Origin of the sequence: Roseovarius sp. THAF9, from assembly GCF_009363715.1 — a bacterium.
Taxonomy (GTDB): domain Bacteria; phylum Pseudomonadota; class Alphaproteobacteria; order Rhodobacterales; family Rhodobacteraceae; genus Roseovarius.
The window spans coordinates 2,276,376-2,291,025 of the sequence record NZ_CP045404.1; the positions used below are offsets into that span (position 1 = coordinate 2,276,376).

A 14,650-nucleotide genomic window follows, 5' to 3' on the forward strand; every position below is an offset into this window, starting at 1 on the left:
GACAGGTGTTCAAGGCACTTTATGGCAACCAAATCCGAAAAACTTCTGATCGGCGCGCCAAAGTCACCCAATCGCCAGCCCGTCCGGGCGGTCTGGCGATCGCGCGGCGGCCTTCGGCCTTGTTTCCGCGCGTTCCCCGGCCCGGAAATTATCGGCAGATCTTAGGGTGGGTTTCCGCCCCACCACCACCCCACCGAAAGAAAAACCCCCGGCCAAAACCGGGGGTCCTCCCATTCTCACGGATAGGCCCGATTATCAGGCCATCCACCAGCGCTCCATCCAGCGCTCGCCGTCCATGTCCCAGTTCGACGCCATCTCGCCATGCGCAACCTTGTCGCCCACCGCGAAGACATAGTTGGCAAACATCGGGATCACGACGCCACCCTGGTTGGCCACCAGGTCCTGCATCTCGTAATACATCTCCCGGCGCTTGTCCTCGTCCAGCTCGGCACGGGCCTTGACCAGCAACTCCTCGAACCGGTCATTGCACCAGAAGCTGTCGTTCCATGCCGCACCGCACTTGTAGGCGGTGGCGAACATCTGGTCCTCGACCGGACGACCGCCCCAGTAAACGGCGGTGAAGGGCTTCTTCATCCACACGTCCGACCAGTAGCCGTCCTTGGGCTCGCGCACCACGTTGATGTTGATGCCCGCGTCCTTGGCCGACGCCTGGTACAGGATCGCGGCATCCACCGCGCCGCTGAACGCCGCGTCCGAGGCCGACAGGTCGATATCCAGGCTGTCGAGCCCGGCTTCCTTCAGGTGGAACTTCGCCTTGTCCGGGTCATAGGTCTTCTGCTCCAGCTCGGAGTTGAAGAAGCGTTGCCCCTGCCCGATCGGATGGTCGTTCCCGACCGAGCCATAGCCGAACAGGATCTTCTCGACCAACTCTTCCCGGTTGATGCCGTATTTCAGCGCCTGGCGGATGTTGTTGTCGGTGAAGGGATCGGTGTTGGTCGAGCTCGCGAAGGTGTAATGCTGCGTGCCCGCGACCGACTCGATGGTAACACCGGGATTGCGGCCCAGCAGATTTGCGGCCTTCAGGTCGACCCGGTCGATGGCATGCACGTCGCCCGACACCAGCGCGGTCGTCCGCGCGTTCTGGTCCACCACGGCCAGCATCTCGACCGTATCGAACCAACCGCGATCCTCGCGCCAGAAGTTCGGATTGCGCTCGAACTGGCTGCTCACACCGGGGCTGAAGTTCTTTAGAACGTAGGCACCGCAACCATCGCCCGACTGCCAGTCGATACCGTCCTCCGTCGCCTTACAGATCGCCAGGTGATAATCCGACAGGATGAACGGGAAGTCGGCGTTGCCGCCATCGAGCTTGAACACCACCGTGTCGTCCCCTTCGGTGGTGATGTCGGTGATCGGCGCCACGATCGGTCCCGCGGCCGAGGTGGAATCCTCGCCCCGGTGGTGGTTGATCGATGCGACCACGTCCTCCACCGTCAGGTCCTTGCCGGAATGGAACGTCACGCCCTTGCGGATCTTGAACCGCCATTCGCTGGCATCTTCCGACGCCTCCCAGCTTTCCGCCAGTTCCGGCTCCAGGCTGCCATCCGGTGCAACCTGCGTCAGGAAGCCATGAATGCCGAAGCCCAAGGCGAGCATATAGCCGTTCTCCCATTGGCCGGGGTCCAGCGTGTCCGTCGTCTGACCGTGCCCCTTGGCCACGCGCAGGTTGCCGCCGCGCTTGGGCGTGCTCTGGGCAAAGGACGCTCCCGGCAAGCTGGCCGCGACACCCGCCGCGACCGTGGTTTTCAGAAATCCGCGACGGTCCAGAAGTCCGCCTTTGATCAATGACATGTCATGTTCTCCCTTGTTGACACGGTACTGTTTTATGCTCTGCGCATGACGCGCATATGTCCCGAAGGCTCCGATGTCTCCCGGCGCGTGCATGTCTCCGGCACGGCACCTCGCGTCGGCCCGGGATGTCAAAAAACGACATTGCAGCAACCATAGACGCCACGTGCGACCACGTGCAACGCGAAAGCGCGGCCCATCCCGTTCTCGATCCCTATCCCCGCTGACGCAGACAATACGTTTATTGATTGACGAGTCAATCAAAACTCAATACCGCATGGGGCTGTCATTCAAGGAGGACGAGTTGCCCAAGATCGGAATGGAACCGATACGACGCTCCGCGCTGGTCGAAGCCACGATCCACGAGATCGGGGCGCGCGGCTCGCTCGACGTCACCGTCAGCCAGATCGCGCGGCGCGCCGGCATGTCCTCGGCGCTCGCGCATCACTATTTCGGCTCCAAGGAACAGATCTTCGCCGCCGCAATGCGCCACATCCTCACCCTCTACGGGGCCGAGGTGCGCGGCGCGCTCATCATGGCCAAGACGCCCCGCCAGCGGCTCGAGGCCATCGTCCGCGCCAGCTTCGCCCCGGGCCAGTTCCGCGACGAGATGATCGCCGCCTGGCTCAACTTCTACGTCCAGGCCCAGAAATCCGACGAGGCGCGGCGCCTCCTGCAAGTCTACCACCGCCGCCTGCGCTCGAACCTGCACCACGCCTTCCGCCAGCTTGCCCCGGCGGAAGAGGCCCGCACCCTCACGCGCGGTCTGGCCGCGATGATCGACGGTCTTTATATCCGGCAGGCGCTGCACAGCGCGCCGCTCTCGGGCGAAACCGCCATCGGTGTGCTGTTGCACTACATCGACACCTCTTTCCCGGAAGGCGCCCCAACATGACACGTCCCAACATCCTCATCTTCATGGTCGACCAGCTGAACGGAAAGCTCTTCCCGGACGGCCCCGCCGACTGGCTGCACGCGCCCAACCTCAAGGCGCTGGCCGAGCGGTCCACGCGCTTCAAGAACGCCTACACCGCCTCTCCGCTCTGCGCGCCGGGCCGCGCCAGCTACATGTCCGGCCTTCTGCCCTCGCGCTCCCGCGTCTACGATAACGCGGCCGAGTTCTCCGCCGACATTCCCACCTATGCCCACCACCTGCGCCGCGCCGGCTACCAGACCTGCCTCTCGGGCAAGATGCATTTCGTCGGCCCCGACCAGCTTCACGGGTTCGAGGAACGCCTGACCACCGACATCTACCCCGCCGATTTCGGCTGGACGCCCGACTATCGCAAACCGGGCGAACGGATCGACTGGTGGTATCACAACATGGGCTCTGTCACCGGCTCGGGCGTGGCCGAGATTTCCAACCAGATGGAATACGACGACGAGGTCGCCTACCACGCCACCCGCAAGGTCTATGACTACGGGCGCGGCAAGGATGACCGCCCGTGGTGCATGACGGTCAGCTTCACCCACCCGCACGATCCTTACGTCGCGCGCCGCAAATACTGGGACCTCTACGAGGGCTGCGAGCACCTCCTGCCCGAAGTCCCCGCGATGGATTACGACGACCACGACCCCCATTCGCAGCGCATCTTCGACGCCAATGACTGGCGCAGCTTTGATATCACCGAAGAGGACATCCGCCGCTCCCGCCGCGCCTGTTTCGCCAACATCTCCTATCTCGACGACAAGATCGGCGAGGTGATGGAGGCCCTGCGCGGCACAAGGCAAGAGGATAATACCATCATCCTTTTCGTCTCCGATCACGGCGACATGCTGGGCGAGCGGGGCCTGTGGTTCAAGATGTCCTTCTTCGAGGGCTCGTCGCGCGTGCCCCTGATGATCTCTGCCCCCAAGATGGAACCCGGCCTCGTCACCGAGCCCGTCAGCAATATCGACGTCTGCCCCACGCTCTGCGACCTCGCCGGTGTCGACATGTCCGAGGTCATGCCCTGGGTCGCCGGCGAAAGCCTCGTGCCATCCGGCCAGGGCGCTACCCGCAAAAGCCCCGTGGCGATGGAATACGCCGCCGAGGCTTCCTATTCGCCGCTCGTCGCCCTGCGGCACGATAACTGGAAATACACCAACTGCGCCCTCGACCCCGAGCAACTCTTCGACCTCGACACTGACCCACTGGAACTCACCAACCTGGCCGAGGACCCCGCGCACAAGGCCACCTTGGAGCGCTTCCGCGTCGAGGCCGCCGCCCGCTGGGACCTCGAGTCGTTCGACGCCCAGGTCCGCGAAAGCCAGGCCCGCCGCTGGGTCGTCTACGAGGCGCTGCGCCAGGGCGGCTACTACCCGTGGGATTACCAGCCGCTGCAAAAGGCCTCCGAGCGCTACATGCGCAACCACATGGACCTCAACGTGGTCGAGGAAAACGCCCGCTACCCGAGGGGCGAATGATGCTCACCGTCTATGGCCGCGCCACCTCCTCCAACGTGCAACTGGTCATGTGGACCCTCGCCGAGCTTGGCCTCGACTGCGAGCGGCTCGACTATGGCCACGACCACGGCGGCCTCGACACGCCCGAATTCGGCGCCATGAACCCGCACCGCAAGGTCCCCGTCTTGCGCGACGGCGACCTCAACGTCTGGGAAAGCACCGCCATCCTGCGCTACCTCGCGTCGCGCTACGGCGACGGCGGCGCCTTCTGGCCCGCCGACCCCGCCTTCCGCGCGCCCGTCGACATGTGGGCCGAATGGGCCAAGACCACGCTGGCGGCGGGCTTCACCCACCCGATTTTCTGGCCCCGCGTCCGCCCCCCCGCTGCCGACCGCGACGAAGCCCGCCTCGCTGCCGCCATCACCGCCTTCGACGGCCACCTTGCGCGCCTCGCCGACCAGCTCGACGCACAGCCCTACATCTGCGGCGACCACTTCACCGCCGCCGACATCGTCGCCGGCCACCTGCTCTACCGCTGGTTCACCATCGACGTCCCCCGCGCCGCAAACCCGACGGTCGAGGCCTATTACGACCGCCTCGCCCAGCGCCCCGCCTACCAGACCCACGTCATGGTCCCCTACGACGCCCTGCGGGTGGAGGGCGCCTGATGCCTCTTCCTCTGGCCATAAATATCCCGGGGGGAGCGTCGAAACACCGTTTCGACGTGGGGGGCAGCGCCCCCCTCCCCGGCTTCCCAAGCTTCGGAGGTTCCTGATGCAAGCCGATTACGTCATCGTCGGTGCTGGCAGCGCCGGTTGCGCCATGGCCTACCGCCTCTCCGAGGCCGGCCACTCCGTGCTCGTGATCGAACACGGCGGCACCGATGCCGGCCCCTTCATCCAGATGCCCGGCGCGCTCAGCTACCCGATGAACATGAAGATGTACGACTGGGGCTACCGCACCGAGCCGGAACCCCACTTGGGCAATCGCCGCCTCGCCGCCCCGCGTGGCAAGGTCATTGGCGGCTCGTCCTCGATCAACGGCATGGTCTATGTGCGCGGCCATGCCCGCGATTTCGACCACTGGCGCGACGAAGGCGCCGCCGGCTGGGGCTATGCCGACGTGCTGCCCTACTACAAACGACTGGAAAACTGGACCGACGCGGGCCATGGCGGCGACCCCGACTGGCGCGGCCATGACGGCCCCCTGCACGTCACCCGTGGCCAGATGGCCAACCCCCTCACCCGCGCTTTCATCGAGGCGGGCGGGCAAGCGGGCTATCCGATCACACCCGACTATAACGGCGAACAGCAGGAAGGTTTCGCCCCGTTCGAGATGACCGTCCACAAGGGCCAGCGCTGGTCCGCCGCCAACGCCTATCTCAAGCCCGCGCTCAAGACCGGCAAATGCGACGTCATCCGCGGCCTCGCCGCCCGCGTCGTGTTCGAGGAGGGCCGCGCCATCGGCGTCGAGGTCACCCGCAAGGGCCGGCAGGAGATCATCCGCGCGAATGCCGAGGTGGTCCTCTCCGCCTCCGCCTTCAACTCCCCCAAACTCCTGATGCTGTCGGGCATCGGCCCCGCCGCGCATCTCGCCGAACACGGCATCGACGTCATCGCCGACCGCCCCGGCGTCGGCGCGAACCTGCAGGACCACCTCGAAGTCTACGTCCAGATGGCCGCCTCCCAGCCGGTCAGCCTCTACAAATACTGGAACCTGCCCGGCAAGGCGCTCGTCGGCCTCACCTGGCTTCTGGGCAAGACCGGCCCCGGCGCCACCAACCAGTTCGAATCATGCGGCTTCATCCGCTCTGCGGCGGGCGTCGATTACCCCGACCTGCAATTTCACTTCCTGCCCATCGCCGTGCGCTATGACGGCCAGGCGGCGGCCGAAGGCCACGGCTACCAGGCCCATGTCGGCCCCATGCGCTCTGAGAGCCGCGGGCACGTCACGCTCAACTCTGGCGACCCCACCGCGCCGCCGAAGATCTTCTTTAATTACATGAGCTGCGACAGCGACTGGCAGGATTTCCGCCGCGCCATCCGCCTCACGCGCGAGGTCTTCGCCCAGGACGCGTTCAAACCCTTTGCCAAGCACGAAATCCAACCGGGCGACGCGGCGCAATCCGATGACCAGCTCGACGATTTCATCCGCGAACATGCCGAAAGCGCCTATCACCCCTGCGGCACCTGCCGCATGGGGCGCGCGGACGATCTTCGCAGCGTCGTGGACCCCGAGGGCCGCGTGATCGGCGTCGAGGGCCTGCGCGTCGCCGACAGCTCGGTCTTCCCGCGCATCCCCAACGGCAACCTCAACGCGCCCTCGATCATGGTGGGCGAGAAGATGGCCGATCACGTCCTCGACCGCTCGCTTCCGGCAGACAATGCCCAGGCCTGGATCCACCCCGACTGGCAGACCGCCCAACGCTGATAGCCGCGCCGGTTTGATCCGCATCAAGGTGCGCGCGTCTGCGTGCGCCTAACCTCTCCTTCGACACGCGAACACCAAGGAGGACCCCGGATGTCACACACCCCGCACGAGCTGCATGAAGAATTCCCCGACATGGCCGACCGCATCACGGCGCTGAAAACCTCGGACGCGCATTTCGCCCGGCTGATGGACGACTACCACGCGGTCAATCGGCAGGTCCACGCGGCGGAAACCAACGTGACCCCGGTCTCGCCCGCCGCCGAGACGGACATGCGCAAGGAGCGCGCCCGGCTGAAGGACGAGCTCTACGCGATGCTCACGGCCTGACACGCAAGCATGACCCGCACCTTACCGCGCCGCCCGGTGCGGTAAGGCCGCCACGCGCGAAAAATCGCACCGTCGCGATACCACCCGGATACCGACGCGATACCGACATGCCGTTTTCGGGGGTCCTGTCGACATTAACCAAGTGATTCAGAACTTTGTCTGATGCGCCGCCGGCGTGAGCGCGCGGCGCTTCAACACCGCCTCGCGCCAACTTATGAAGCTGACCGACCCCACGATCACCAGCCCGCCCAAAATCACCCACGGATCAAAGGGTTCCGCGAAAAAGGTCACGCCCAACAGCACCGCCCAGACAAGCTGCAAGAACGTCACCGGCTGCGTCACCGCCAGCGGGGCCGCGCGAAACGCCAGCGTCATGGTGTAATGCCCGCCCGTGGCAAAGGCCGCCACGCCCATCAAAATCGTCAGTTCCCAAGGCGTTGGCGTCACCCAGTTGCTCAGCGCCAAAGGCGCCAGCCCGATCGTCACGGTGATCGACAGCATCGCCACGACCAGCCCCGGACTGCACCGCTCGGACAGCATTTTGGCCAGCAGGTACGACCCGCCAAAAGCGACCGCCGTGAACAACATGGCGAAATGCCCCGTTTGCAATTCGCGAAAGCCCGGCCGCAGGATGATCAGCGCCCCGCACAGCGCCACGAGGATCGCCACGACCCGCCGCAAGGCCAGCTTTTCGCCCAAAAACAACGCCGCACCCAGCGTCACGTAGATCGGCGAAAGGTAGTTCATCGCCGTGACATCCGCGATGGGGATGCGCGCCATGGCAAAGAACCACAACCCCACCCCGGCCGAATGCGCGATGCCCCGCGCCGCGATCAGGCCCCATGTACCACGATCCAGCCGCAACCGGCTCAGCATGCCCAGCATCGGCAACAGGAAGATCAGGCCCAGCACATAGCGCAGGAACGCCGCCTCGGGTGCGGGGATGCGGGTGCCCAGAAGCTTGACCATGGCGGTCACGCCGACGAACAGCACACCGGTCACGACCATCCAGAAAACACCCCAGCCGGGCCGCGCATTCAACTCTGAACTCATGGCCGCATAAAGCCTCCGCCGCTCCGGGATGTCGAGCGCAAAAGCACGCGCGTTTCACAGGCCGTTAACCTCGGCCTGCCACGATTGCGCCAAGGCACGCGTTGTCGCGGTGGCAAAATTTTTTCGAAAAAATTTTGCGCCCGGCGGCGCGGCAGGCGCTCAGATCTTCTCTTGCGTATACTTGCGCAGTTCCGCCCGCGCCACCTGCCGCCGATGCACCGCGTCCGGCCCGTCCGCCAGCCGCAGGGTGCGCAGGTGCGTCCACATCGCCGCCAGCGGCGTGTCCTGACTGATCCCCTGCGCGCCGAACATCTGGACGGCCTCGTCCACGACCTTCAGCGCCACCTTCGGCGCCACGACCTTGATCTGGCTGATCCAAGGCGCCGCCGCACGCGCGTCGCCCTGGTCCATCATCCAGGCCGCTTTCAGGCACAAGAGCCGCGCCTGCTCGATCTCCATCCGGGCCTCGGCGATGTAATCGAAATTCGCCCCCAACTGCGCCAGCGGCTTGCCAAAGGCTTCACGTTGCAAGGCGCGGCGGCACATCAGTTCCAGCGCCGCCTCGGCCTGCCCGATGGCGCGCATGCAGTGGTGGATGCGCCCCGGCCCAAGCCGCCCCTGCGCAATCTCGAAGCCACGCCCTTCGCCCAGCAGCATGTTCTCGGCTGGAACCCGCACATCGGCGAAGCGGAAATGCATGTGCCCATGCGGCGCATCGTCCGCGCCGTAAACCGTCATTGGTCTAAGTTTTTCAATGCCTTGCGTATCGGCAGGCACCACGATCATCGAATGCCGCTGATGCTTTGGCATGTCGTCATCACCAGTCTTGGCCATCACGATATAGACCGCGCAGCGCGGGTCGCCCGCCCCCGTCGCCCACCATTTCTCGCCGTTCAGAACATAGTCGTTCCCGTCCCGCACACAGCTCAACGAGATGTTCGTCGCGTCCGAACTCGCCACGTCGGGTTCCGTCATCAGGTAGGCAGACCGGATGTCCCCCTCCAGCAAAGGCACCAGCCACCGCGACTTCATCTCGTCGGTGCCGTATTTCTGGAACACCTCCATGTTGCCGGTGTCGGGCGCGTTGCAGTTGAACACCTCCGCCGCCATCGGCGTCTTGCCGATTTCCTCGGCAAAATAAGCGTATTCGACCGTGCTCAGCCCCGCGCCACCCTCGCCATCGGTCAGCCAGAAATTCCACAGCCCCGCCGCCTTGGCCTGCTGTTTCAACCCTTCGAGAATCTCGGCCTGACGCTCGGTATATGTCCAGCGATCGCCCTTCCCGATCTCGTCGTGATACGGGGCCTCCATTGGTATAATGACATCCCGGACCATGGTGCGCACCTGGTCAAGCAGGTCGGCAATGTGTGGTCTGATCTCGAAATTCATGGCGGTCTCTCCCCGGTCGCGGCTGCATCGCCGTGATGCCACGCCACCCCGTCATGGTCCAGCCTCGTCCGCCAAATGCGCGTAAATCCAATGCAATCTTGGCATATCTAGAGGCTTGCCAAGCGACCAACTACTTTTGTCGTGGCGTGTGTCCGGCCAGTCCCGAGGCTAAAAGCGGCGCGCACCCTAACACCCGTCGCGACCCAACATCATCACCCAGATCCGCCCAGGCGCCTCGACCAGCGCGACATGGTCCGCTTCGCGTGCCAGCATATTATTGCGGTGCCCGGTCGAGGCCTCCCAACCGATCAGGACACCGTTTACGTCCCGCTGCCCCTTGGCGATGTTTTCCGCAATGAAACAAAAGCGATAGCCAGCGCGCCGCGCGCGGTCCGCGATGCTGCTGCCGTCCGATCCGCTATGGCTGAAATACCCTTTGCGGGCCATATCCGCCGCATGGGCTGCTGCGGCGCGGGTCAAACTGCGCGAAACTTTGAGCGGCGCCCGGCCTTCCTTGGCGCGGAAGGCGTTGATCCAGGCCAAGGCGGCCTGGCCACGGTTGGCCACGTCCTGTCCCTCAGCGGCCAATGGGGCCAGGGCGATCAGGCTTGCCAGAAGGATCGCGTGCAGTCGCATGACGCGACCCTAGCGCGACCTGCCGTACAGAGCTAGCGGCATCACAAAAACTGCCCGAGGATGTCCAGAGCTGCCTCGTGCTGCTGCCGACCCGCGGCGGCCACGACACGGCCCCCGCCATGCGCCGGACCACCGGACCAGTCGGTCACGATCCCGCCCGCGGCCTCGATCACGGCGATCGGGGCCTGGATGTCATAGGCATTGAGCCCCGCCTCGATCACCAGGTCGACGTAACCGCCGGCCACCAGCGCGTAGGCATAACAATCCAGACCATAGCGCGTCAGTCGCGTCTGGTCTGCTACCGCGCGAAACGCGTCCCCTTCGGCCTGCGTCCCCACCTCGGGGAAAGTCGTGAAAACCGTGGCTTCGGCCAATGGGCGATTGCCCCGTGTCCTCAGCCTCCGTTCACCCTGCGGGCCGGTCATGACGGCGCGGCCAAACCCGCCCTCAAACCGCTCCGCGATATAGGGCTGGTCAACCAGGCCATAGACTGGGCCGGTGTCGTCCGAGACCGCGATCAGCACGCCCCAGGTCGGCGCTCCGGCCACGAAAGCGCGTGTCCCGTCAATCGGATCCAGCACCCATGTCAGCCCGGTTGTGCCCTGTCGGGCGCCAAATTCCTCTCCCAGGATGCCATCGTCTGGCCGACGTTCCGCCAGCACGGTGCGCATCACCGTCTCCGCTGCCTTGTCGGCAGCGGTGACGGGGTCATAGCCCGCAAGCGGATCGGCCTTGTTCTCGACATCCATCCCGTCGGCACGGAACAATGGCAAGATCACGCCCCGCGCGGCATCAGCCATCGCGTGCGCGGTCTTAACGATTTCTAGTTTACTGCAAGCCATCCTGCTCTCGCCTCAGATCACGCGGCACAGATAGATGGCTTGTCAGATCTTCTCAAGCAACGTCGCTCAGAACCCTGGCGAGGTCAAAAAGGCGGCGGCGCTGATTTTCCGGAATGGCGTAATACGACCGGATCAGGTCAAGCGCTTCCTTGTCGCCCAAAAGATCCGCCGGTATCATATCGACGCTGTCCCTGTCTCCGTTCTCCTGGTCGAGCCCTTCGAAGAAAAAGCTGACCTCCACATCCAGAGCATCGGCAATGTCCCAAAGACGCGATGCGCTGACGCGGTTCGCGCCGGTTTCGTACTTCTGGATCTGCTGAAATTTGATTCCCACGCTTTCGGCAAGCTGCTGCTGCGTCATGCCGACAAGCCAGCGCCGGTGGCGAATTCGTTTTCCGACATGCACGTCTACGGGGTGCGGCATGGGTAGTCCTTTCCTCATGTTCCTGCACGAGCTCCAATGGAACCGCGGCCAGGTGTTCACAAAAATCCGGCCGCGCATCCCAGCGACACTGATGAGAAAGTAAGCGGCAGGATTCTGTATAGCAAGAAGTATTGCACCCCGAATAAGGGATCGGTCCCTTATACCTACAATCTAAACGAGTAGATACTGCTTTCGTATAGGGTCGATACAACCAGTGGAGGCAATTTGACATATATTCCGGTAATCGTTTATCCGATCGAAGTGCCGGGCCAGTCCCGGTTTTCATCTAAGGAGGCTGGCAATGCGCGCGTTCCGTATCGATTCGCATGATACAACCGCAACCCTGAAAGAAGTTGCGCGCCCGGCTCCCGGTGCGGGCGAAATCGGTATCCGCATCAGAGCTTGCGGGTTGAATTTCGCCGATCTGCTCATGTTGAAAGGCGAATATCAGGACACGCCCCCTCTCCCCTTTACCCTTGGCATGGAAGTGGCCGGCACGATCGAGGCGCTCGGCGACGGGGTCGACGGCCCTGCGGTAGGCAGCCGTGTCGCGGTCTTCGGCGGCCAGGGCGGGCTCGCCGAATACGGGTGTTTCCCGGCCGATCGCGCCGTTTCCCTACCTGACGCAATGAGCTTTACCGATGCTGCCGCGTTCCAGATCGCCTATGGCACCAGCCATGTGGCGCTGGACCACAAGGCGCGGCTGCAACCGGGTGAAACGCTTCTGGTGCTGGGCGCCGCCGGCGGCGTCGGCCTGACGGCGGTGGAGATCGGTAAGTTGATGGGCGCGACGGTGGTCGCCTGTGCCCGCGGCGCCGACAAGCTCAAGGTCGCGCAGCACGCGGGCGCCGATCACCTGATCGACGCGGAAACCGACGATATCCGCGAGGCGTGTCGCGCCTTGGGCGGTGTCGACGTGGTCTATGATCCGGTCGGCGGGGACCAGTTCAAGTCTGCCATGCGCGCCTGCCGCCCCGAGGCCCGCATCCTGACCATCGGGTTCGCCAGCGGCGACGTGCCCAAGATCCCTGCCAACCACCTGCTGGTCAAGAACATCTCGGTACAAGGGCTCTACTGGGGCGGGTATCTCGGCTTCCGACCTCAGGTGGTGACGGACAGTCTGAAGCGCCTGTTCGACTGGTACACCGAAGGTCGCCTGAAACCTCATATCAGCCACGTCCTTCCGCTCGAGAATGCTCAGGAGGGTCTGGACCTGATGCGCACGCGCAAGTCCACCGGCAAGGTCGTCGTCACGATGGACTAGGCCATCGAGGTCACGCCTGACGCAAAAGCGTCGGCGTGGCCGCGCGGAACCCTTGGCGCAAAAGATCCGCCAGTTGACGCGTGATGTCGTCGCGGTTCGCCGCCCCGTACATGTTGATCTGGTGATATCCCAGGTCCGGCAAAGCCCCTTGCGCGTTGATCGCCTCCTGGTGTGGCGGAATGCTGGTTTCCAGCAAGGCGCCCACTGCCAGGTCGGCGCTGATCAGCGCTTCGACCGAGCGGTCCTCGTCCGACTCGATAGCCAGTTCCCAATCGATGCCCGCCGCATCAAGACTGCGCAACACCGTGGCCCGGAAGATGCAGACATTGCAGAAGCCAAGGCGCAGTGGCCGTTTCCGCCACGCCTGCCCACCCAAGGCACCGACCCATTTGAGCGGCATTTCCGTCAGGGTCTCGCCGCCGGGCGTCAGCGCCTTCTCGGTCGTCAGAATCAGATCGACCTCGCCCTTTTTCAGCGCCTCGTGCAAGCGCATCGTGCTGGAGGATTTCAGCGCCACGTTCACGCGCGGAAAGATTCCGCTGAACGTCTTCAACACGCGGGGGACCACGGGATAGACGATGTCGTGCGGAACACCCAAGGTCAGCTGGCCCTCGTAGATCTCGTCCGACAGTCGCCCCACCGCCTCGTCATTAAGGTCAACGATCCGCCGCGCATAGGTCAAAAGCTGCTCGCCAGAGGCTGTCAATGCAATCCGCCTGTTGCTGCGGTCAAGCAGTTCGATTCCCAGCATCTCTTCCAACCGCTTGAGCTGCATGGACACCGCCGATTGCGTCAGGTTCAGCACCTGCGCGGCGCGCGTGACACCGCCCTGCTCGGCGACTTCCAGGAAGGACCGCAAGGTGGTTACGTCCAGATTCCGCATTCATCAAACTCCTTGATGTATATTCCGCCAAACATTCATTGTCAAAATGCTACCACACATGTCACTTACATCAACACCAATCATGAAGCGCCGCGCTTCATCACAGAATCTGAAAGGAGATTGCAATGCCCACCCTCTCGCGCCGCCGCCACGGTCAATTTCGCACCGCCCCCCGGCCAAGCCTGTTTGACGCGTTGGACCTTTATCGCCAACGTCGCGCGCTGGCCCGGCTCGACGATCATGCGCTGGACGACATAGGTGTCACCCGCGAAGAGGCGGACACCGAGGCGCGCCGGCCTTTCTGGGACATCTCGCGTCGCTAAGATATGAACCAACTGTTTCCGCGCGGTTTCCATCCGGATTCGCTTGAAAAAGTGCGTCTGGCACCCGATATTCAGTGCAAACCCCTCGCAGGGTTTGAAATGGGACACTTATCGGAGGCTTGAATGGCTGAATTCGAAACGATCCGGACTGGGACTGGTGCGCGTACCGCCGCGATCGACGAAGGCTTGCGCGCCCACATGAACAAGGTCTATGCGACCATGTCGATCGGCATGTTGCTGACCTTTGCGGCTGCATGGGCCGTGGGCAACAACGCGGCGATGATGGAGACTTTGTTCACCGGCTTTACGCGCTACGTCGTCATGTTTGCGCCGCTGATCATGGTCTTCGCCTTCGGCGCCGTGATCAACAAGCTCTCGGCCGCCGCGGCACAACTCTTCTTCTACGCGTTCTCGGCCGTCATGGGCGTGTCGATCTCGTACATTTTCGTTGTCTTCACGGACTTCTCCATCGCGCAGATCTTCCTTGTGACGTCGATTGCTTTCGCGGGCCTGTCGCTCTGGGGCTACACCACCAAGAAGGACATTTCCGGCTGGGGCAGCTTCCTAATCATGGGCGTGATCGGCCTTATCGTGGCATCGATCATCAACATCTTCATCGGGTCGCCCGCGATCATGTTCGCGATTTCGGCCATAGGTGTGCTGATCTTTGCGGGCCTGACGGCGTATGACACGCAGTCGATCAAGAACGAGTACCTGGCACATGCCCACCATGGCGATACCGAGTGGCTTGGAAAGGCTGCCATCATGGGTGCCCTGCGGCTCTACCTGGACTTCATCAACATGTTCATGATGCTGCTGAACCTGCTGGGTCAGCGCGAGTAAGCATCGATACCTAGTTAACAGACATAGGGCCGGTCCTTGCGA

15 protein-coding genes are annotated in these 14,650 nt (G+C 63.6%); 8 read left to right on the forward strand and 7 right to left on the reverse strand.

Annotation, left to right across the window (positions count from 1 at the left end):
• Positions 1–255 precede the first annotated feature (255 nt).
• Entirely contained in the window at positions 256–1,812 is a 1,557-nt protein-coding gene (locus tag FIU86_RS11335; RefSeq protein WP_152475186.1) for an ABC transporter substrate-binding protein, read from the reverse strand.
• 301 nt (positions 1,813–2,113) lie between these two features.
• Between FIU86_RS11335 and betI the strand changes: the two genes are divergently transcribed.
• The 5 genes from betI to FIU86_RS11360 all read left to right on the forward strand — a co-directional run bounded on the left by betI (position 2,114) and on the right by FIU86_RS11360 (position 6,951).
• Entirely contained in the window at positions 2,114–2,704 is a 591-nt protein-coding gene (gene betI / locus FIU86_RS11340; protein ID WP_216647175.1) for a transcriptional regulator BetI, read from the forward strand.
• Entirely contained in the window at positions 2,701–4,215 is a 1,515-nt protein-coding gene (gene betC / locus FIU86_RS11345; protein WP_152475187.1) for a choline-sulfatase, read from the forward strand. Before betI ends, betC begins: the two co-directional genes overlap by 4 nt.
• Positions 4,212–4,862 carry a glutathione S-transferase family protein gene (locus FIU86_RS11350; RefSeq protein WP_254703807.1) on the forward strand — a complete coding sequence of 217 codons (651 nt, stop codon included), beginning with the start codon at positions 4,212–4,214 and terminating at the stop codon, positions 4,860–4,862. Before betC ends, FIU86_RS11350 begins: the two co-directional genes overlap by 4 nt.
• A gap of 106 nt (positions 4,863–4,968) precedes the next feature.
• Positions 4,969–6,624 (forward strand): choline dehydrogenase, encoded by a 1,656-nt coding sequence (gene betA, locus FIU86_RS11355; RefSeq protein ID WP_152475188.1) that lies wholly within the window; start codon positions 4,969–4,971, stop codon positions 6,622–6,624.
• A 90-nt stretch (positions 6,625–6,714) separates the two neighbouring features.
• Positions 6,715–6,951 carry a YdcH family protein gene (locus FIU86_RS11360; protein ID WP_152475189.1) on the forward strand — a complete coding sequence of 79 codons (237 nt, stop codon included), beginning with the start codon at positions 6,715–6,717 and terminating at the stop codon, positions 6,949–6,951.
• Positions 6,952–7,098: 147 nt separating this feature from the next.
• Here the strand turns inward: FIU86_RS11360 and FIU86_RS11365 are convergent, their stop codons facing one another.
• From FIU86_RS11365 to FIU86_RS11385, 5 genes are all read right to left on the reverse strand, one after another.
• The gene (locus FIU86_RS11365) at positions 7,099–8,004 is read right to left on the reverse strand and encodes a DMT family transporter (protein WP_254703808.1); all 906 of its coding nucleotides are present in this window, start codon (positions 8,002–8,004) and stop codon (positions 7,099–7,101) included.
• 159 nt (positions 8,005–8,163) lie between these two features.
• Positions 8,164–9,393 carry an acyl-CoA dehydrogenase family protein gene (locus FIU86_RS11370; protein ID WP_152475190.1) on the reverse strand — a complete coding sequence of 410 codons (1,230 nt, stop codon included), beginning with the start codon at positions 9,391–9,393 and terminating at the stop codon, positions 8,164–8,166.
• A gap of 186 nt (positions 9,394–9,579) precedes the next feature.
• Positions 9,580–10,029, reverse strand: coding sequence for a CAP domain-containing protein (locus tag FIU86_RS11375; protein ID WP_152475191.1), 450 nt, complete (start codon positions 10,027–10,029; stop codon positions 9,580–9,582).
• Positions 10,030–10,070: 41 nt separating this feature from the next.
• Positions 10,071–10,871 (reverse strand): inositol monophosphatase family protein, encoded by an 801-nt coding sequence (locus FIU86_RS11380; protein ID WP_152475192.1) that lies wholly within the window; start codon positions 10,869–10,871, stop codon positions 10,071–10,073.
• 52 nt (positions 10,872–10,923) lie between these two features.
• Positions 10,924–11,295 (reverse strand): helix-turn-helix domain-containing protein, encoded by a 372-nt coding sequence (locus tag FIU86_RS11385; protein WP_152475193.1) that lies wholly within the window; start codon positions 11,293–11,295, stop codon positions 10,924–10,926.
• 301 nt (positions 11,296–11,596) lie between these two features.
• Between FIU86_RS11385 and FIU86_RS11390 the strand changes: the two genes are divergently transcribed.
• Positions 11,597–12,559, forward strand: a complete 963-nt coding sequence (locus FIU86_RS11390) for an NADPH:quinone oxidoreductase family protein (protein ID WP_152475194.1) — start codon at positions 11,597–11,599, stop codon at positions 12,557–12,559.
• A 10-nt stretch (positions 12,560–12,569) separates the two neighbouring features.
• Here the strand turns inward: FIU86_RS11390 and FIU86_RS11395 are convergent, their stop codons facing one another.
• Positions 12,570–13,442, reverse strand: a complete 873-nt coding sequence (locus FIU86_RS11395; protein WP_152475195.1) for a LysR family transcriptional regulator — start codon at positions 13,440–13,442, stop codon at positions 12,570–12,572.
• 125 nt (positions 13,443–13,567) lie between these two features.
• On the opposite strand from FIU86_RS11395, the gene FIU86_RS11400 reads away from it, so the two are divergent.
• Positions 13,568–13,765, forward strand: a complete 198-nt coding sequence (locus tag FIU86_RS11400; RefSeq protein WP_152475196.1) for a DUF1127 domain-containing protein — start codon at positions 13,568–13,570, stop codon at positions 13,763–13,765.
• A 123-nt stretch (positions 13,766–13,888) separates the two neighbouring features.
• Positions 13,889–14,608, forward strand: coding sequence for a Bax inhibitor-1/YccA family protein (locus tag FIU86_RS11405; protein ID WP_152475197.1), 720 nt, complete (start codon positions 13,889–13,891; stop codon positions 14,606–14,608).
• Positions 14,609–14,650 lie beyond the last annotated feature (42 nt).